Annotated in this window: 15 protein-coding genes; 2 read left to right on the top strand and 13 right to left on the bottom strand. The window is 54.3% G+C overall.

Annotated features, from left to right (window positions below):
* Positions 1-7 precede the first annotated feature (7 nt).
* The 6 genes from B2952_RS11580 to B2952_RS11605 form a co-directional block, all read right to left on the bottom strand.
* A complete protein-coding gene (locus B2952_RS11580) occupies positions 8-1,606 on the bottom strand; it encodes a type IV pilus twitching motility protein PilT (protein WP_290728433.1) in 1,599 nt (532 codons plus the stop codon).
* The gene (locus B2952_RS11585; RefSeq protein ID WP_173365202.1) at positions 1,603-2,406 is read right to left on the bottom strand and encodes an ABC transporter permease; all 804 of its coding nucleotides are present in this window, start codon (positions 2,404-2,406) and stop codon (positions 1,603-1,605) included. Before B2952_RS11585 ends, B2952_RS11580 begins: the two co-directional genes overlap by 4 nt.
* Entirely contained in the window at positions 2,393-3,304 is a 912-nt protein-coding gene (locus tag B2952_RS11590; RefSeq protein WP_173382566.1) for an ABC transporter ATP-binding protein, read from the bottom strand. Before B2952_RS11590 ends, B2952_RS11585 begins: the two co-directional genes overlap by 14 nt.
* A 19-nt stretch (positions 3,305-3,323) precedes the next feature.
* Positions 3,324-3,620 (bottom strand): hypothetical protein, encoded by a 297-nt coding sequence (locus B2952_RS11595; RefSeq protein WP_173365204.1) that lies wholly within the window; start codon positions 3,618-3,620, stop codon positions 3,324-3,326.
* A 111-nt stretch (positions 3,621-3,731) separates the two neighbouring features.
* The gene (locus B2952_RS11600; RefSeq protein ID WP_173365205.1) at positions 3,732-5,411 is read right to left on the bottom strand and encodes a putative transporter; all 1,680 of its coding nucleotides are present in this window, start codon (positions 5,409-5,411) and stop codon (positions 3,732-3,734) included.
* A 35-nt stretch (positions 5,412-5,446) separates the two neighbouring features.
* On the bottom strand, positions 5,447-6,001 hold the full coding sequence (locus B2952_RS11605; protein WP_290728429.1) for an FISUMP domain-containing protein: 555 nt from the start codon (positions 5,999-6,001) through the stop codon (positions 5,447-5,449).
* Between the two features lie 176 nt (positions 6,002-6,177).
* Between B2952_RS11605 and B2952_RS11610 the strand changes: the two genes are divergently transcribed.
* Positions 6,178-7,065 (top strand): LysR family transcriptional regulator, encoded by an 888-nt coding sequence (locus tag B2952_RS11610; RefSeq protein ID WP_290728428.1) that lies wholly within the window; start codon positions 6,178-6,180, stop codon positions 7,063-7,065.
* 70 nt (positions 7,066-7,135) lie between these two features.
* Positions 7,136-8,797 carry a right-handed parallel beta-helix repeat-containing protein gene (locus tag B2952_RS11615; RefSeq protein WP_290728426.1) on the top strand — a complete coding sequence of 554 codons (1,662 nt, stop codon included), beginning with the start codon at positions 7,136-7,138 and terminating at the stop codon, positions 8,795-8,797.
* 7 nt (positions 8,798-8,804) lie between these two features.
* Here the strand turns inward: B2952_RS11615 and B2952_RS11620 are convergent, their stop codons facing one another.
* The 7 genes from B2952_RS11620 to B2952_RS11650 form a co-directional block, all read right to left on the bottom strand.
* The gene (locus B2952_RS11620; protein WP_290728424.1) at positions 8,805-11,483 is read right to left on the bottom strand and encodes a beta-L-arabinofuranosidase domain-containing protein; all 2,679 of its coding nucleotides are present in this window, start codon (positions 11,481-11,483) and stop codon (positions 8,805-8,807) included.
* 147 nt (positions 11,484-11,630) lie between these two features.
* The gene (locus tag B2952_RS11625) at positions 11,631-12,836 is read right to left on the bottom strand and encodes a hypothetical protein (RefSeq protein WP_290726194.1); all 1,206 of its coding nucleotides are present in this window, start codon (positions 12,834-12,836) and stop codon (positions 11,631-11,633) included.
* Positions 12,833-13,696, bottom strand: a complete 864-nt coding sequence (locus tag B2952_RS11630; RefSeq protein ID WP_173382563.1) for a DUF4423 domain-containing protein — start codon at positions 13,694-13,696, stop codon at positions 12,833-12,835. Before B2952_RS11630 ends, B2952_RS11625 begins: the two co-directional genes overlap by 4 nt.
* A 157-nt stretch (positions 13,697-13,853) precedes the next feature.
* Entirely contained in the window at positions 13,854-14,033 is a 180-nt protein-coding gene (locus tag B2952_RS11635; protein ID WP_173365212.1) for a hypothetical protein, read from the bottom strand.
* Between the two features lie 68 nt (positions 14,034-14,101).
* Positions 14,102-15,937, bottom strand: coding sequence for a carbohydrate-binding protein (locus B2952_RS11640; RefSeq protein ID WP_349679637.1), 1,836 nt, complete (start codon positions 15,935-15,937; stop codon positions 14,102-14,104).
* Positions 15,938-16,091: 154 nt separating this feature from the next.
* A complete protein-coding gene (locus tag B2952_RS11645; RefSeq protein WP_290728422.1) occupies positions 16,092-17,603 on the bottom strand; it encodes a carbohydrate binding domain-containing protein in 1,512 nt (503 codons plus the stop codon).
* A 108-nt stretch (positions 17,604-17,711) separates the two neighbouring features.
* Positions 17,712-20,045, bottom strand: coding sequence for a family 43 glycosylhydrolase (locus B2952_RS11650; RefSeq protein WP_290728420.1), 2,334 nt, complete (start codon positions 20,043-20,045; stop codon positions 17,712-17,714).
* Positions 20,046-20,276 lie beyond the last annotated feature (231 nt).

Here is a 20,276-nt window from a genome sequence, read left to right on the forward strand (position 1 = left end):
AATCTCCTTAAGCCGGCTTATACGCCGCAAAACGGCGGCTATCGTAGGCACGCTTCCATGCCTCTGCGCCATCGATATAGCCCGATTCTACACACATCTGCAAAGAATCATCGAGCGTAATGCCCTGGTCCTTTTGGCTGCTAATCGCCTGCGCCAGCTGAGAAAGGTCTCCCTTGCGGATCATGTTCGCCACCGTAGACGTGACACGCATCGCCTCGCACGCAAGCACAAGTCCCTGATTTTGCACCACCGGCACCAAATGTTGCACGATAACTCCCTTCAGCTGGTCGGCAAGCGTGCAGGCAAAGGAATTCCTCCGCGATTCAGGGACAGAGACGAGCAGCTTGGATAGCAGGGCGTGAATGTTGTTTCCGCCCGTTACCGCAAACACGAGTACGCCCGCGTTGGCTGCCTGAAGAAGCAGATCCAGCTCCTCCATCGATTCCAGATGGTCAAAACAGATGACATCCGCACCATCGCGAAGAGCAAGCTCAATACCCGCGACGCCCGTCTTCACGTGGAGACCGACTTCCTTCTGAGCAAGTGCTCCGTTCGGATTCTTGAGCAGGCGTTCTATGGGGCGTTCTACCGTATGGATATAGCACGGGCGCCTTTCCGCAATCATCTCGGCAAAAGTCGCAATCGTCGTAGACCGCCCACTTGTCGAAGGCCCCGCAATCAGGACCAGACCACTCGGCAAGTCAGCAAAAGACTGGCAGAACTGCGGAAGGAACAAATTATCGAACGACACCGCTTCGTTCTGGATTACGCGGATGGACACGCTCGGATTCACATCATCCCACGTAACCGAAATCCTGCCACGGCCAACGCCCGGAAGACCGAACGTCTTGCTAAAATTCTTGCCGGCAACCACCTGGTACCCATCGGCGAAACCGGAGGAAGCCTCCGTAAGGAACTCCGTCACGCGCGTCTTGTCGAGCGACTGTTCCGTCACCGGGAACAACGAACCGGACTGGCGCATCATCACCTGACGGCCCGCGAAGAGGAAAATGTCCGTGGCGCCGAACTTGCGCGCATACGCCATCACCTTCTTGAGGCTCATCGTTGTAAGCAGAGTCTCGGGCGCCGACACTTCGCTTCCTTCGCCTGAAACAACCGCAAAGCGCGACGGCAGCTCTCCATCTTCGCCCTCAGCCGCCATAGCCTCGGCTTCTGTCAAGATTCCGATGTTCGAGATACTCGTCGATTCGAGGCCCGATACCTTCTCGACCACCATATTCGAAGAAGACGATTCGCCGTAGATATTATTGCCCTCGATCTGCAGGGCGGGCTCTTCTGGAGCAGATTCCGGAGCGACAGGAGCAGCCGGTTTCGCGACAGCCGACGCCGCAGGTTTCACCGGAGGTACGGGAGCCGCAGGTGCAGCGTGCGTGGGTTTTGCCGGAGCCGCAGCCGCATTTTTTGCTTCCAGGTTCTTCACGAAAGCAAGGACCTTCTCATACATCGCCTGTTGCAAGAGCCCCGCATTCACGAGCACCTGGCCGATATCGACCTGGTCGTTCGCTTCGGCCCAATGAGCATCAACCTGTTCCTGCGTCACCACCTTGTTGTGAACGAGGACCTTTGCCATATACTGGTTTCTCATAAGAAATCCCTCCGGCTGAACCACCAGCTAGCGATTGCGAGGAACAGCCCCACATAGCCAACCGCATATACAGTGTTCCAGAACAAATACAGATCCGGGAGTGCAAGCCCATGCACCACGTAACTCGTCACGTTGTAACGATAGAGTCCCGGGAAAACCGCGTGAATCACGACAGCCGCCTTTTCGAAGAGCGCCGTCGAGGCATCTCCCATCTCGCCCATGCGGCTCGCAAAGCGCACCTGTTCCAGGAGCTGGTTGCTCAAGTGGCCTGCGAAATACACGCCAAGCGTAAAGAGCGCCGAAAGTACCGTACTGCTGAAGCTACTGAACAGGAGCGCCACTGCGATCACCACCGCCATCTCGCAGAAGATGAGGTAGATGGCAAGGAGCAGGCTTGCTGTGGGCTCCGCGTTCGTGAGGAACAGCATCACATAGTAGATAACGGTCAGCAAAGTGAGATGAACCGCCACCACCGCCAGAAGACCGAAGTACTTGCCCACGATAAACGTCACGCGGCTAATCGGCTTCGAAAGCAGCGTGAGCACCGTGCGCCGCTGGATTTCCTTTTGCACGAGGCTGATGCCCACGAATATCGAAATCAGGAGGCCCGAAAGGCTCATCACCGAAAGCGTCGTGGACTTGATCACGTAGGCGCGGTCGAACACCGACCATTCACCGAGCACGATACTGAAAAGCGTAAGCGCAATCGCGAGGAACACGATGTTGTAAAGGATCTTGTCGCGTATGGATTCGCGGAACGTATTGTGCGCAATGATTGCAATATGCTTAAGCGTCTGCACGGGCAATTTCCTCCGTCAAAATGTCTTCGAGGCTCGGACGCTTGTGGTCCATCTTTTCGACCGCAATCCCGTTCGCAAGGCAGAAGGCAAGCAGGCGGTCGCGGGCGCTATCGTCTTCGCACACAAATTCTTCGGGGTGTCCCGTAAGCGAGACTCCCTGCGGCAGGTCGCTCTCGAGAATCGCCTTACGGGTGCGCACGTGGTATTCCACCCCGCACGACTCGGTAATCTCGTCGACCGTACCTTCGCGCACAATCTTGCCATCCACGATCATCGCGACCTTGTGGCTAATGCTTTCCACGTCGCTCAGCAGGTGGCTCGAATAGAAAATGGTCACCCCGTCACGGTTCAGCTGCTGTATGGCCTCGCGCACGTCGCGGCGGCCCATCGGGTCGAGCCCGCTCATCGGCTCGTCGAGAATCAAGAGTTTCGGCTTGCCGAGAATCGCCTGTGCAATGCCCACGCGCTGCATCATGCCCTTGGAGTAAGAACGCAGGCGGCGATCAATCCAGTCCTTGTTCGCGTGCAAGAGGTCGAGCGCCCAGGCGATGCGCTTGTCAAGTTCTGCGCCATCGAGTCCGACGAGCGTTCCGTAAAAGCGCAAGAGTTCGCGGCCCGTGAGGTAATCATAAAAATAGGGCTGCTCCGGAGAATAGCCGATAAAGCGGCGGCTCTTCACATCGCGGGGGCTGATTCCGTTCACGAGCACTTTGCCCGAATCGAAATTCAAAAGACCCGTCAGCACCTTGATGGTCGTGGACTTGCCGGCCCCGTTCGGCCCGATAAAGCCGTAGACCTGGCCAGGTTCCACGCTGAAGCTCACGTCCTTGAGCGCAGGCTTCGGTTTCATCAAGAACCCGCTGCGGTAGGTCTTGTGCAAATGTTCTATCTGTATCATCAAATCACCCATAATTCACCTATGCGTCCTGACCACCGTCCTGGTCCTGTCCTCTGGCGGAACTCTGGAAGGCCCGCTGTTCGGCTTCCGCGATTTCTTCGCGGCGACGGTCGGCACGGCGCTTCTTGTTCACAAAGAAGTAAATCAGCGCACCCACAAAATACACACCGATACCCGAATAGAAGATCGGGTTGATGGACATTCCCTCAAGACCGGGGAATACGTTCAGAATCAGGTCGTGCCCGAACAGGCTCAGGAGAACGAGCACAAATCCAAGCGCACGAAGCACAAAAGTCACGATAACTAGTTTTTGCATATATACCTCAAAAACCGCACCTCGCGGTGCAGCGCCTTTTTCGTGAAAAATACACAATTATCGTAAACAAGGAAACCCGTCCCTTGCGAAACGGGTCGAAATAAGGTCTTATCAAGCGGCGAGGAGCAGAATCGCAAGCACCTGACCGCTTAGAATGCGCAACAGCATGGTCAACGGATAGACGGACGCATAGCCGATATTTACAGCCTCGCTGTCCGCCTGGCTGTTCGCGAAAGCAAGTGCCGGGGGGTCGGTCGTGGCTCCAGCAAGCACACCGCAGAGCGAAAGGTAGTTCACCTTGAACACAAGATGCCCGACGCACGCCATTACCGCGAGCGGAAGGAACGTGATAAGGGCAGCAAGCCCCATGTAATAGAGGCCATCACCGTTCAACAGCACATCGAAGAACCGGATACCCGCATTGAGACCCACGCAGCTGAGGAACAAAGTCAGGCCAAATTCGCGGAGCATGAGGTTCGCGCTGTTCGCCATGAAGAAATTCAGGGGACCAATCTTGCGTTTGCGGCTCAGGAGGATTGCAACAACAAGCGGACCACCCGCAAGGCCGAGTTTCAATGGCGTAGGCATTCCCGGAATCGCAAGCGGGATGCTCCCGACAATGACGCCAAGGAATATTCCAAGGAACGCCGGTAAAATTTCGGGATGGTCCAGCGCCGTGAGAGAATTGCCCAGTTCCTTCGCAACAGCCTCGATACCTTCGGCGGAACCGACAATCATTAACTTATCTGCAAACTTGATGCGCAAGTCGAGGCGACCCGTAAATTTGATACCCCCGCGGGTCACACGGCTCACATTCACGCCGTAGCGTTCGGCAAGAGCAAGCGAACCGATAGTACGCCCGAGAACCTTCTTGTTCGTCACGAGAATCGTCTTCACCTGAATCGGTTTTGCCGGATCCGATGCGAACTTGGTGATGGGAGTTTCAAGGCGCCGGCCGATAATCTTTTCCATGGCAGCGACCGCTTCCGGCATTCCCACAATATGCATCTTGTCGCCACGCTCTATCACCGTTTTCCCGTTCGGGGTAAAGATATTCTCGCCTCGCAGCAAGCGCGTCACCACGACGCCGCTCGAAATCAAGTCCGGAATTTCCTTCAGCTGTATTCCGAACAAATTCTGGTTATCGACTGTGAGGCTGCACGATACTATTTCCTTGCTATTCGCGGCGATATCGGCGGTATAGCGTTCGGCAGCCTTGTTCGGGTCCTGCCTGAAAATGACGCGCATCAGAATCATCACCAAGATGATGCCGATGACGCCAAAGGGATAGGCAACCGCGTAACCAATTCCCGTAAGAGAGGTATCCACCCCGGCCGCAGCAAATGCAGAATTCGCAGCACCGAGCGACGGCGTATTCGTCACGGCACCGCAGAGCATCCCGATAAGCACAGGGACGTTGTCATGCATGCCGGTAAAGAAGTAGAGGCAAAGAGTCACAAGCACGCCGAGCAGCACAATTCCGACCGAAAGCACGTTCAGCACGAGACCATGACGTCGGATGGAATCCATGAACCCGGGCCCCACCTGCATGCCGATGGTGTAGACGAACAGGATCAGGCCGAATTCCTGAATGAAATGGAGCACGTTTCCTTCTACGCGGAGCCCGAGATGCCCGAGGAGGATACCGACAAAGAGCGCCCCCGCACCGCCAAGGCTAATTCCCTTGACCTTGATTTTTCCGACCATGAGGCCGATAGCGGCGGTAAACGCGATTACTACAACTTGCTGCCCTACCGAAGGCTTTGTAAATAGGTCTATTAACCAGGTCATTGGGAACTCGCGGTTGATGGTTTGTTATGCGAAGATTAGTTTTTTACGCAGCGGACAGAAGCAAAGATGTTCTTGTTGAAGTGCTCGTAGGCGACACCCGAATCGGTAGCACGCACCATGTATGCCCTGGAATCATCATAGGCTTCGGCCGTCCAGAAGCTAGCACTTGCGTCCTTGTCGGCGAACTTGCCATCATAGTATTCGAAGCCCGCGAACTGCATGTTGAAAACATCCGCCTTCTTGAGATCATCCACAGACGCATCGCCAAATCCATCCTTGAACTCCTGCTGAGTCGGCAGTCGCCAGCCAACAGGGCATACAGACCCCGAAGCCGCCTTCCAGGTGTAAAGGCGGCCCATGGACACGCAGTTGTCGTGATTGTTGTCGTAGCAGACGCTGGAGTCTGGGCTATAGACATCTAGGTTTTCTGCCATCCAGGTCTTTCCTCCCCTGTCAATAGTGGCATAGGTCTTTTCGGGGCATGCGAGGGTGTGCCTGTCTGCGCTATAGGTGCAATCTCGATTGTCCTGGCAGGCGCTCATGGCGATAGCGATGCATGCAATGGCTGTGACGGCAATCAGTTTTTTCATGATACAACTCCTTATGTTGTTACCGCATGGAGGCGGATGTTACCGCCCGAAGGCGGGTTTTATTGTTTTCGGGCTCAAAATTAGAATAGACAATTCATATTGTCTAATAGATTATTTATATTTAATTCATCAAATTTTTTGATGAATCGACAAGAAGACCTCCAAAGGACCGAATTATGGAACTTACGCACATCCGCTACTTTCTGGAAGTCGCACGCACCGAACACGTGACGCAGAGCGCAAAGACACTATGCATCGTGCAACCGGCACTCACCCACGCCCTTCACAAACTCGAAGACGAAATCGGCGTGAAACTTTTCAGGACGCAAGGAAGAAACATCAAGCTCACCGAAGCAGGGGAATACTTTTACCGGAAAGTCAAGCCCCTCTACGACGACATCGAGGCGCTTCCCGCACAGCTCCGCGCATTGGCGAACGAAGACGCCCTCACCATAAATCTAAATGTCCTCGCCGCTTCGACACTCGTTACCAACGCCGTGATCCTCTACAAAAAAAGCAATCCCGACCTGAGATTCAATCTCGTGCAGAACGAAGAGACAACCCTATACGATATCTGCGTACGCACCTACGCAAAAGCCCCCGCCATCACGAAAGAAGCAAACCAAAACGAGGAAAATTTCATCTGCACCGAAAAAATATACCTCGCCGTCCCCAACACGGCCGAATACCGCAAGCGCGACAGCATCTCGCTGCGTGAACTCTCCGGGACAAACTTCATCGGGCTCTATGGTTCAAAGCAACTACGAAATATCTGCAACGAATACTGCGAACGCGTCGGATTCAAGACACACATCATTTTCGAAAGCGACAATGCGCTTGCCGTAAAAGACGCAATCGCAGGCGGAATCGGCGTGGGATTCTGGCCAGAGTTCTCGTGGGGGCACGTAAACAACCGCCGCATTCGCCTGCTCCGGATAACCGATGCAGAATTCAAGCGAGACATCGTCATTACGATACGCCGAAACAAGCAGGACAACACCCGTTGCGATAAATTTTTCCGATTTTTAACCGGACATATCGCAAAGAGCAGAAGACGCCCGTAGAATAGTATATATTTAGATGCATAGGGATTCGCATCGGAGTTCAGGCGGACTCAAAAAAAGGAAGCGAAACATGCGCTCGAAAAAAGTGAACAGTTACGCATTTGCATTCGCGCTCGCATTCGCGGCGGCTCAGGCGTTCGGTGCCGTGTATTATGTGGCGACCGACGGAAGCGACAGTGCGGCGGGCACAAAGGACAAACCCTTCGCGACGCTCAACAAGGCGAACAAGGTGGTGCACGCGGGCGATACCGTGTGGATTCGCGGTGGCATCTATGACCTGCGCGATACGGTCTTTTTCGAGCGGTACAGGATGACCGCGGCAATCGTCCTTACTGCAAGTGGCGAGAGCGACGATAAACGCATCCATTACCTGGCCTACCCGGGCGAGCGTCCGATTTTTGACGGTGCGAACCTCCCCGTGGCCGCAGGCACGGACCATAGCGACGGCACGCCCGAGGGAGCGATGTACACGTCGCCCATCGTGATTTCGGCGAAGTATCTGCACTTGAAGGGTTTTGATGTCCGTAACACGCCCATGAAGCACAATTCCAATTCCGGCGTTTTCCTCTATGCGAGCAAGCATATCTTTTTGGAAAATATGGACAGCCACCATAATGCGGGCCCCGGATTCTTCGCGAACGACGGCGCACCGGATGGCGGCGGGCACATCTTCTTGAATTGCGATGCACACGACAACTACGACCCCTTGGGCTGGCAGGGCGATGGCGAAAATGCCGACGGCTTCGGCGCGCATTACCAGAAGCCGGGCGAGGGCGATACCACGAAGTTCATCGGATGCCGCGCCTGGTGGAACAGCGACGACGGTTTCGACTTCATCAACCAGGAATTCCCCGTGGTGCTGGAGAACTGCTACGCCATGGGGAACGGCTACAGCGATTACGGGCTAGGTAACCCGAAGAACGGCAACGGGCACGGCATCAAGATGGGCGAAAGCACCCTCGGCGGCGGGCGGCATACCATCAAGTTCTGCGCCGCCTGGAAAAACAAGGCGACGGGCTTTTACGCGAATTACACCGGTGTGGGCAGCAAGTGGCTCAACAACACGTCGTACATGAACAAGGACCGCGAATTTGCCATGGCATCGACGCTCTTCGATTCCGAAGGGAACCGCATTGCCGAGGTGGCACCCCTCACCGGCGACAACGCGCACGTGCTCAAGAACAACATCGCCTTCCCGAACAAGAATTCTCAAGTCGGGGAGTGCTGGGAGTATATACCGAGCCAGAACATCGACCATTACGTGGAATGCCCCGCCGGCGAGAACAACACCTGGAACCTGAAACTCGACCTGACGGTCGACGATTTTGAAAGTCTTGACGACCCGAGCATGACCGTGACCGGCAAGGACCTCTCGACCATCGCGGGAATCTTGGGCCCGCGCAACGCCGACGGAAGTTTGCCCGACGTGGGCTTCTTGAAACTCAAGAAGGGGAGCCGCGCCATCGACAAGGGCGAAGATCTCGGATTCCCGTTTGTGGGCGAAGCACCTGACTTGGGTGCTTTCGAATACGGGATGAGTTCCTCCAGCACCGCGGAAAGTGCCGCCTCCATCGCCATGCCCCGCGAAGACCATTCGCCCGCATTGCGCACCGGCCGCAGCGCCGCGCTCATTTTCGACTTACAGGGCCGTCTCATCAGCACGATGAAAGCCCCCGGCGCCTACCTCGTGCAGGAAGGTTCGACCCTGCGCAAGGTAATCATCAAGCAGTGAGGTTTCCTCACTTTTCCTTCCGGAAAATCGTAGAAGCGTAGCTATAGCCGTCACGCTGGATTTTTAGGATATACATGCCGCTTTTCATGTCGGAGATGCCAATACTGAAGGTACTCTGCCCTGCAGGGAGCGCCTCGGATTTTACGAGACGGCCATCCATCGAATAGATCCTTGCAGCAAATCCCTGAGAAAGCGCTGTTCCGGAAGCAATCTGCAATTCTCCACCCATCACGCGCGCTTTCAGGTCGGGGCGGACAGATTTTTTCGCAGCAATAGACACCGGTTCGGGCTTCGGTTTGTTGCGGAGCAGTCGCACGCCGTAAATGCCGCCCACCATGCCGGAACTAGCCGTAAACGAGACGCGCACAATCTTCTTCCCCTTCACCATATTGTCCGGAATCGGGTAAGTCACGTTCACGAACTCGTTCTTGTTCCAGCGATTCGAAATCGTCTCGGTCACGAGTTTCTCGTCGTCGATATTGATATCGAATATGCGGGTGCAGCCCTCGTTGCCCCAGTAGCGCACCATCAGGCTTAGGGAATCCTCGCTGTTGGTTTCGAACTCGTAGCTAATCAGGCCGCCGTCGCCACCGCTGCACTTGCCCGCATCGCGGTAGAACTCGCCGTTAGCCGTTCCCGACGTAGAATTCTCGATTTTCATCTTGTGGTCCACTTCAGGCTGCTGCTCGCCAGGCGCCACCTTGTCGACCGTCTTCTCGTCGAGCGCCAAAGCCTCTTCCTGTTCCTTTTTCAAACGCTCCAGAACAGAGGGGTCGGTAAGCACCATCCAGTACATCATATAGCGGGCATCGTGCACTTCGTAGAAAGGTTCCAGCAATAGGTTTGCATCTTTCTTGGCAGCAAACAGGTAGGGCGCCTTGAAGTGCAGCGGCTCTCCCTTCACGGGTTCCACTTTCGAGGGGATGTCTTCTTTTTTACTCGCAAGCATGGGCGCCTGATCTAAAGATTCAAGCGCTCCCGATGCGATATGACTCCAGCGTCCGTCATCGGCCACAAGGCCGTTCAGATTCGCCGTCCCCGTCTTTGCGGAGAGAACAATCGGACCATGCAAAAGAGCCACGTAGTCAGAGACATTCGGAAGGTCTTCCACATGCGTGTACATCGGGAACAGCACCTCGACTACGTCACCGGATTTCCAGGATTTGCCCGCAGACACATAGCTCGACGGGTCGGATTTCTTGACCACGGTATCGCCGTTCACAATCACCTTGAAAGCGTCTTCCTTCACCCAATACGGATGGCGAATTTTCATGTCGAAGCTGCCGCTACCCGTAATGGTAAACTTCGCACTTTCGCCCTTCGGGAATGCCGTTTCCTGCTTGATGGTCACCTTCTTGTCTTTCCAGTTCAGAAGCGATGCCGAGAACAAGTTCACGTAGAGATTGTCCGCGTCTTTCGTATAAATAAACTGGCTGTACTTGGCCGGGTTTTCCATGCCCGAGCCCACGCAGCACCACATGGCAGCATTCACCTTCGAGTAGACGCGGTAATGGCGCGGACGTGCCGGCGTAAAATAAACGTATCCGCCGTGTTTCGGGTGAATAGTCGAAAGGATATGATTGAATAGAGCGCGTTCGTAGAAATCCGCCTGCTTGGCATCGTGATCCATGCTGAACAGGCGTTCTGTCAACTTGAGCATGTTGTAGGTATTGCAGGATTCCGGTCCTTCGCGTTCTTCCACATACTTCTTGTGGTTGTCAAGCGCCGGGAAATGTTCCGAAATGCTATTGCCGCCAATCGCGATGCTACGCCTGTTCACGACGCGGTCCCAAAAATACTCGGAGCCCTTCACATAAGTCTGGTCTCCCGTGAGTTCGGCAACGCGGGCAAAACCAACCACCTTCGGCACCTGCGTGTTCGCATGCACATTCGTGAGGTTGTCGTTATTTGCGGCCATCGCGTTCAAAAGCCACTTGTGCGACCAGCGCTTGGCTTCGTTCAAGTACTTCGCATTCTTGGTAAGCGCGTAGGCGTCGGCATAGACCTCGGCCATGCCGCCGTGTTCCGTACCGAGCATCGATTCCATCTTGGAGTCGTTGAGCCCACCCGTAATGGTAAGGCCCCAGTCGCAAAGCGCCAGGAACATCGTCTTCGCCTGTTCGTAGCCTGCATAGATGTAGGCATCACGCAGGCCCGCATAGAGCTTGTGGATGTTGTACCAGGGTACCCAATAGCCGTTCTGCGCGCCCGCATTCCCGCCCTTCATGCTGAGCCACATCTTTTTGCCGTTGGGCACGCCGCTGATGTAGCCCTTGAAATCGTTATCCCTAGAATTATAGTCCTGGATGGTCTTGAGTTCGCTCAAAATGTATTCCAGACGCTCCTTCACCTGCTCGTCGCCACTTTCGGCATAGTGCATCGCGAGGGCGCTCAAGTAATGTCCAAGCACGTGCCCGTCAAGCCCCGCCCAGTTCGAAAACTTGGACGCTTTCGGCTTCATTCCCGCCTCTTCGTAGAACGGGGCTATCAGCTTATCGACATCGTAGCTCAGGAGAGTTTCCACATTCAGGTCCTGGCGTTCCTTGAGTGGACCGTCAAGCAGCTGCACGTCGCCCAGAGCGAACATGTCGGGGTAAAGCAGGTCTTGTGAAAAGCCCTGTGTAAAGAAGCCGCACATTGCAGCGAATGTAATGAAGGCAAGCCGCCTCGTCTTGAAACCAAACATCTTATACCATCCTTTCCCTATATCCAGACAACCAATCAAAAATTAAATCCATACCCTATGGATTTCACCCCCTCCAATCCTTTTTCTTTTGACAAAATTTCAAAAATGCGTAAAAAAATTCCCGGTGTAAAACCGGGAAAAACGAAGTCAGGGACGAAAATCGCTAGGCTTTACGCCATAAAGCACTATGTCATCTATCCAGAATTCCGTATCGTCGTAGGCGGCAATCGAAATGGTTGTCACCGCCTTGCTGATGACATCCCAACCGAGATTTCCATATAGGTCATCGCGGGGTTTAAAATTTGACGGTTTTATGCAGACCCGTTTCCATTCATCGTCTGTCGCAAGCGTGTCATACGCCAAGGTTTTTCCTTCTGTGTTCAAACTTCCCAAGGTTTCAAGGGCAATCGAGATGACCCCGGTTCCACGGGCATAGAAGACAATGGAATCAATAGCAGACAGGTCGCACGGAGATTCCTCCTTGCAAACCCAGATTCCATAGAACGACCAGTTGCCGTGCTTTGCCGAAGATTCCCAGTGGATGGCGTTCCCTTCGCGACCCGCTCCGGCTTCCACGATAAATTCCGCAATATCCTCGCGAGTCTCGGGCACAGTCGCCACTTCGGGGGTTACCTTCACGCTCGTATCCGTAGCGGACATGTAGCCCGCATCGCTGATACCGAGTTCCTTGATAACAAACTGCGCATCCGCATATTCGAAGTCCAGGACCTTGACAGAATCCGGTTCAAACGCGCAGACATTCGCGCGAATCTCCTCGGCGGCAACAACTTTCGCCGAATGTTCAACAACGCTATCGCCCACAATGACGCGCAGGCCGTATTCGGATGGCGGAAGCGAATCCATCTCGTAGAAGCCCTCGCTATCGGTCTTTACAAGGCGATCCGTTCCATACACCTGAACCCATGCGTAATCGACGTCTTCGGGCAAATACACTTTTCCCCGCAGGTTTCCCGTCTTTTCCATGACGAAACGAACGGAATCCCCGTCCTGCACATCTTCCGCAGAAATCTTCCTAAACAGGCCTTCTCCCCTATCCACAATTTCGAGGGTCGCCACATCGACCGCAAGGCTACCGATACGGATACAGCCCAAGGAATCCGTCACATATTCATTGAAAAATTCCGCCTTCGCAGAATCCGCATCTACGCTCCGGACAAAATCGGCGGAACGCATACGCGCCACCACGTTTGCCGCCGGCAACGAATCTTCACGAACAACTTGAATCAAGAAGGCGTTTTCCGTTTCAACGGTACTGATTCCGGCAATATCCTTTTCATTGGAACACGCCCAGAACGCAAAGAAAACAGCAAGGAGTAAAAGCAGCCTTTTCATCTTTTCACCCCCACCTTTTTAGACTGCGAGCCCCTGGGCTCCTTAGAAATCTCGGCAACCGGATAAAAGGCGAACACGAATTGCATGGCGCGACTGGCTTCCTTCACTTCGGCAACTCTCTTTTGCACCTGGCGCCTGAATTCGAGGGTCATTTCATTCAAGTCATCAAAGCACTCGTCGTCCACGCCCACCAGCAACGAAGAAATATTCCGCTTTGCAGGTTCCACGGCTATCAGGGCATTCTGGGCGAGCGCCAGGAGCTGGTTCTGGTAACTGCGGATGGCCGCGGTCTTCGTGGCTGACCCCGCCGATGTAAAGTTTGCCGTTGTCGCCGCATAGCGTTCCGGGGCCAAGGGCGTAATCAGTTTCAAGTCCTTGAGTACCGCGATGGCCTCGCGTACCTGGTCCTCAGAAACGGTGGGAGAAATCTGCTTGACCAAGCGGGGAACTTCGGCATGGCCTCCGTTCATCTCGATCAGCGCACGCACCACGGGAATCCACCACTTGCTCAAGAACAGGTATTCGCTCGCGCTGAACTTGCGCAAGTCCACATCCTGTAGCGAAAGCGCCATCTTATAGAGCTTTTCCTTCTTCGACTGCGATTTCGCCTTGGCCGCCGCCACCAGGATCTCAAAAATTTCGGCATTTCGCCCTTTCAGGTCCAACAGGTCCTTCGCCAGGGGAATGCTATGGTTCGGCAGGTGAAGTTCCTTGTTCAACACGCGAAAGATCTGGCTCGTCTCAAGCCCCAGCTTCTGACCCATCATCTTGTAGGAATACAGCGGCATCTCCAGCTTGCGCTGGGTATAGTAATTCTTGAGCAGGTCCCTGTAATCACTGATTTCGTTGATGTTCAACATAGGCGCATTCTCGAAAAGACATTCATCCCATTTATAAAATAATCTCTCCACCACCGCCAGGAGCACCTATACTGAAATTTCCTTTGAAAAAATGTCAAAAACGCCCTTTTTTAGCCATTTCGGGCACAGGAATCATTCTTTTTGCTCGCCGATAAGGTCAGTTTCCTTTCCATACACAGCGGACAAATGCTTTTTCGCGCGGCATCCGCTTGGCATACGCCTGCATTTCTTCTTCAATCATCTGTACCGCATCGTCATTTCCCCTTTTGGCGAATTGATCACGGGAGCTTTTGGCATTGTCATATTTCTTTTTCGCGTCAAAGTCCACCTTTTCCATCGTCAAGTAATAGCAAAAACGCCCCGCCATTACTGGCGGGGTGTATTTGGGGGTTAGGAGGAGATTTTTTAGCGGAGGCGGTGACCCGTCAGGTCGAAGCGATTGCCGTTCTTCTCGATGAAGAGCGTGTTGCCCTTCTTGACGAGGCGAGGCGCAGAGGCATCACCACGAATGGCAGGCATCACCTGACGGATTGCATCCGTGCCCGGTTCGGTGCTTCCCGGTTCGCTGAACTTGATCCAGTCGATATCCATCCAGTCGCCGGTAACGGTAAAGCGGAGGATGTGTTCGCCCTCGGTCAAGTCCACCTTGGCTTCGACCGTATTGTATTCGTCGTAGTTTTCTTCACCCGAAGTTGCCGCAGGCACAGCAATTTCTTCAGTGATGTCCTTGCCGTCCATGGAGAGCTTGAAGCTAGAAGTGTTGTTCGCAGAAGCCACAGAAGCGTTCATCGTGTAAGTTCCCGTCTTAGCAACCTTCACGGTGTATTCGAGCCATTCGCCCGCCTGGTTGTAGCCCACGATGATGCCAGACGCCTTCTTGTAAAGGTCCACGCCGGTACCCGGACGGTAGTCGCTATCGCCGTGGTTTTCGGTATCGTTTTCGTTGTAGGTGGTGTTGCCCTGACCTACGCCGTTAATGTCGAAATCTTCCACTTCGATTTTACCCGGAATGGCGAGAGCCTCGCCCTTGAACGGCTTACGAGGAACCGGTTTGAGAACCAATCGGAGGAGCGCCGAGCCGTGAGCCGGAAGCTCGATAGAAACGTGAGAAACCGGGCCCAAGTCCTTCTTTTTCCAGGCATCGCGGACTTCCACTTCACCTTCTACGCCAATGTCTGCAAAGTTGCATTCAACGGTCTGGGTAGATGTATTGTTGTTGAGAAGCGCCACGGCAATGTCGCCATTCTTCAAGGGCTTGGTCCAAATCTGCTTGCCATTCTTGTCGGAGACGCGATGGCCCTGAACGCCAAGAGAATCCTGGTTGATGGCAATCATGTCCTTGTTCAGGTACAGGTCCTTCGTTTCGCTACTCATGTTGCGCACGTCAGAACTGATCATGATGGGAGCCGCCATGATGGACCACATCGTCATCTGGGAGCGCTGTTCCTCGTAAGAGAGGCCCCTGTTGCCCACTTCGAGCATGTCCGGGTCATTCCAGTGGCCGGGCTTTGCAATCTGCCAATACTTGTTGTTCGCATCGATGATTTCGTAGACGCCGCGGTACCAGGAGGTAGAAATCCATTCGGGACCGATATCGAAAGTGGTGCGCCAGAGGTTGGCAATCTTGGGCATCCAATCCTTGTATTCCCACATGCAAATGCTGAACACAATATCGCGTCCGGAATTGCGGAGTGCGTTGGACATGGCAGTGTAATCTTTTTCCTGGGTTCTCGGATCGGAATCGCAGTTGTCGTACTTCCAGTAGTCCACACCCCATTCGGCGAGCTTCTTGGCATCCTGTTCTTCGTGACCATTGGAACCGCTTTGGCTATCCCAGTTGCTGTTGTAATGGTGGCAGGTGCGTTTACCGCGATCGCCGTAAAGACCAAATTTCAGGCCCTTGCTATGCACATAATCGGCAATAGCCTTCATGCCGCTCGGGAAAGTCTTCGGGTTGTTCTGGAGGTTGCCCTGGGCATCGCGCTTGGTATCCATCCAGTTGTCGTCGAGGTTCAGGTAAATGTAGCCAGCGTCCTTCAAGCCGGAATTGACCATCGCATCGGCAATTTCTTGAATCTGCTTCTCGTTGATGTTTTCGTGGAACACGTTCCAGCTGTTCCACCCCAGCGGTGGCGTAAGCACCAGGCTATCCGGATGCGCGAAGGCCTGAGAGGCCATACCCAAAAAGGCAAGGGCACAAGCCCCGCCGAGCGAGCATTTCTTTAAACCAAACATCTTCATCACTCCACAATTGAATTGTTGATTTAAAAATACTCCCCAAAAGGCATAAAATACACATTCAAAAGGAAGACGCCATTGATTATTTGTCAATGGCGCGCTATGGATTCTATCGCCCCCTTCGGGGTCTCCAGAATGACAGCGATTTCAGCGTTTTTTAGCGGGAAACGGGCACCAGGAGCGATTTTTCACCCTTCAGGCCGCGTAGGAGATAGACTCCCTTCGTATAGCCCGCGCGTAGGAGTGTTTCGGCCTCGGTCGCATCGTGCATTTCGATAGTCCCGAGCCTGTGGCCGCGCAAGTCGAACACGGCATACGCAGCCGGCTGTTCGCGCACAAACTGCACCCCGCGCAGGGCGGTCGTTCCCGTATCGGCAGGGGCTTCCGTCTTCGCGATTTTCACGTTGTCGAGCGTAAGCGTGCCGGTGGCGGCGCCCGCATTGAAGCTCAGGCGGCTGTTCGTATCGGTCGCGGCCGTCATCTGGAACTTGAACGTAAATGTCTTCGAGGTGGTGCCGAGTTCAAAGTTCTGCTTTTCCTTGAGGTAAGATGCCCATGGGTCGTTGTGCTGTTCCACGTTCACCTCGAGCGTACGGGAGGCCCCCGCGCTCGCGTCAAAACTGATTTCGTACCACTGCCCCTTTTCAAGGTGCAGGTCGTGCTGGATAAGCTGCACCTGGTAATTCTCGGTACCGATGGCAGAAATATCGAGTTGGTACTTGCCGCTCTTGACCTCGCCCGTCGCCTGCGCGTCACCGTGCACCTGCAGGTCCCAAGCCACGGAGGTGGAATCGAAGCCACCGTTAAAGATGCTGTCGCGGTTCGTGGGCACCACAATCGCAGGGGGCGGAGGCGTGATGCTTGAGCCATCGAGCGAATAGTTCTTCACGAAGTTCCAGATTTCCACGCTCGTATTGACGCTCACGGCCTCGTCCATGGAATACCAGTGGCCCTTGCCGTCAATCGTCAGCAGGCGAACTTCGACGCCATCGGTGCAGCCGCTCCAGATTTCGAGCGATGCGGCAGAACCCGGCTTAGTCGAGGGATACGGCTTGATCTTTTGCGAATTGCTGGAGCACTTCTGCGCATTGACCCAGCCCTTGAGGGTATTCACGGTGCTGTTGTAGTTCACCACGTCGTCGGTGGTACCGTGCGTATGCATAATCGGCATGGCGCGCTTGGGCGAGTTTACACCGCCGCCACCCGAAACAGGCGCGATGGCCGCAATCTGGTCGCCCATCTTGTTTGCCACGTGATAGCTCATCATGCCTCCCATCGAGAAGCCCGAAACGTACACGCGGTTCTTGTCGATACCGTACTTGCTATACATCTCGTTGATAATGGCCTTGATAAAGTTGAGGTCCTTGTTGCCGGAGATATCCCAGGCCTTGTTTTCGCCATTGGGGAACACCACCACGAAGCGCGCGGTATCGGCAATGGATTCCCACTTCGCAGCGTTCTTTTGGTAGGGCGCATCCTGGTTCATGCCGTGCATCTGGATGATGAGCGGGCGGTTCTTCTCGATGCCCGAAGGCGCATACACAAGCATGCTACGGCTCTTGCCGTCTACCGTTATGTTATCTGCAAGCGCCGGAACCGAGAAAACAGTCGCGGCAATCAATGCAAAAGCAGAAATCGCCTTCGCAGGGATAAATCTTTTTCCAAACATCTCTTCTCCTTTTTTGAGAGACATACTACACCATATCTAAAGATATATCGAACAGTCCCCCGCGGGATGCCGCAGGGGAAATAAAGCATTGACAATTTGTTCAAGAAATTACTTCGTTACCATCACGCGGCGCGTAAGGCCATTTCGGTTTTTAATCAGGTAAACACCCTGTTCAGAAACCATCGCGCGGACCTTGGACTGGGCCTCGTATGTGCTGACTGCATCAACCGCGCCAACGAACGTGCCGTTCAGACTGAACACGCGATAGGTCTGCGAGCCCTGCACATTGTAGCGGACTGTCTTTGCAAAGTCCGTTCCAATGGGTTCCGGATCCGTTGCATCCTTGCCCTTCACGAACGTGAAGTAGTCAATATCGAGCCAAGAACCTACAACCGTAAAGCGGAGCACGTGTTCGCCCGCAGGGAGCGTCACGTTGGCCTGCACCTTGTTATAATCATCGTAGTTTTCTTCGCCGGAACTTGCCGCAGGCACCGCAATTTCTTCGGTAATGTCCTTGCCATCCAGAGAGAGTTTGAAGCTCGAGGTGTTGCCTGCCGCAGCGACAGCCGCAAACATGGTGTAATCGCCCGCTTCCGTCACGTTCACGGTGTATTCGAGCCAGTCACCTTCGCTGTTGTAGCCCACAATAATTCCAGTCGCCTTCTCGTAGAGGTCAACGCCGGTGCCCTTGCGGTAATCGCTATCGCCGTGGTTCTCGGAATCGCCATCATAGTAAGAGGTACCATCCTTGCCCTTACCCGGAACATCGAAGTTTTCGGCTTCGATCTTGCCCGGGAGAGCAACGGCGGGACAGTTTTCACCGGCGGCACAGAACGGAGTCTGCGGGACAGGTTCAGAACCTGCGCCATCGAGGTAGATTTCATCATTCGCGTCAACACCGACCTTGAACCAGTCAAAGTCCGCATAGCCACCGGCCTGCTTGGTTGCAAAGTTGAAGAGGCCCCAACGCACGCCCACGAACATGTGGAGGTCGTAATTGAGTTTCACGTCGCTACCAATCTTTGTCCAGGTATTGCCATCGGTGCTGTAATAGAAGTATGCGGTACCGCGGTCAATCGGCAGGTCGAAATCGATACGCAGGTAAACCTTGGAACCCGAAATCGCCTTGCTATCCTTCAAGCTTTCTCCGTCCTTGTTTCCGGTGTACATCACCACCTTGTAGCTGCCGCCATCTTTAGCAAGCGCCACAAAGCCCTTGTCATCTTGCAGGGCAACGAGGCCGGCCATATCGCCATCCTTCATGCCGGTACCGTCGACAAGCGTACGGCCAGAACTCTTGGGGCCAAAGGAACGCTGGGTCAGGGTGTTCTTCGCATTCACCACGCGGCTATCGGTGCGGCTCGTAGTAATGCGGTAGAATCCCGGATTTGCAGACAAACTCCAGTTCTTGTTATCGGGATTGTGGTTGAACTGCCATTCAAGAGCAAGTTCGCTGGATTCAAAATCATCGCTGGTGACCATGCCATAGCCCGGGAGCGGGGATTCCGGCAGGTCAATCGTGGAGGGAGCCTTGCTTCCGCTGGTCGGAACCGGCCAGCCGTCCTTCCATTCCATCGGGACCAGGTGCGACATACGGCCGACCGGGCCGGAATCGCGGAACAGGAGGGCATACCACTTGCCATCGGGAGTATCAAAGATGCCACCCTGCGCAACACCGTTATCGGAGAGGAAATACCTTCCGCTAAATCCGGAGAGCAGGCTCTTGGAACGGTAAACGATTTCGCTACGGCTCTTGCCCGCCGGCCAGGAAATCGTGAACAGGTAGTATTCGCCGTTCACCTTTTCCATGTGCGAGCCTTCCTGCTGCACGTAGTAGTTGCTGGTGCCGGTCACCTGGTTGATGCTAACACCGCCGAGCTTGCCGCTCTTGCCGCCGGCCTTTACACCGCTTGCGTCGTCGTTCAACTGCACGTAGCTAATCTGGTCGCCACTGCCGTAGAACACCCAAACGGTGCCGTCGTCATCGAAGAAGAGGGACGGATCGTGATAGAACGGGAGCTGGACTTCGCTCCACTGGCCGCTTTCCACATCGGCGGTCTTGTACAAATGCGTCTTGCCTGTCGTGTAGGACGGAGTCAACACGTAAAAAAATCCCTTGTGGTAACGGATGCTCGAAGCCCAAGAGCCCTTACCGTAGGCGTCCTTGCCGCCATTCAAGTTCTGCTGGTCGTTGTTGGTGAGCGTCTGGTAGGCATAGCCCACCGTGCGCCACTGGGCCAAATCCGTGCTCTTGAAGACGGGCACGCCAGGCGCAAAGTGCATGGTCGTCGTCACCATGTAGTAAGCGTCGTCAACGCGGACAATCGAGGGGTCCGGGCTATCGACGTACATAATCGGGTTATTGACCGTAACGGCAAAGGAAATGCCGGTAAAAGCAGCAGCAGCGAGGGCTGCGCGAGCCAGAAGTTTGAAACATCCCATACAGAAACTCCTTATAACCCTAAAATTACCCTCTAAAAAGGCTTTTTTATATGCTTCCGATATGTTTTCCATTGATATTTTGTCAATAGGAGACTAGGGAGGGGCGCGCAAAAAAGCCCCGGCGTTTGCCGGGGCCCGATATGTGATTAGGAGAAAGTCTATCCGTAGATGAAGCCGAGAGTGACGGCAATAGCCATAAAAAAGACTATTTGTTTGACAATTACGAGTTCG

This window comes from Fibrobacter sp. UBA7003, assembly GCA_002449765.1.
GTDB lineage: Bacteria > Fibrobacterota > Fibrobacteria > Fibrobacterales > Fibrobacteraceae > Fibrobacter.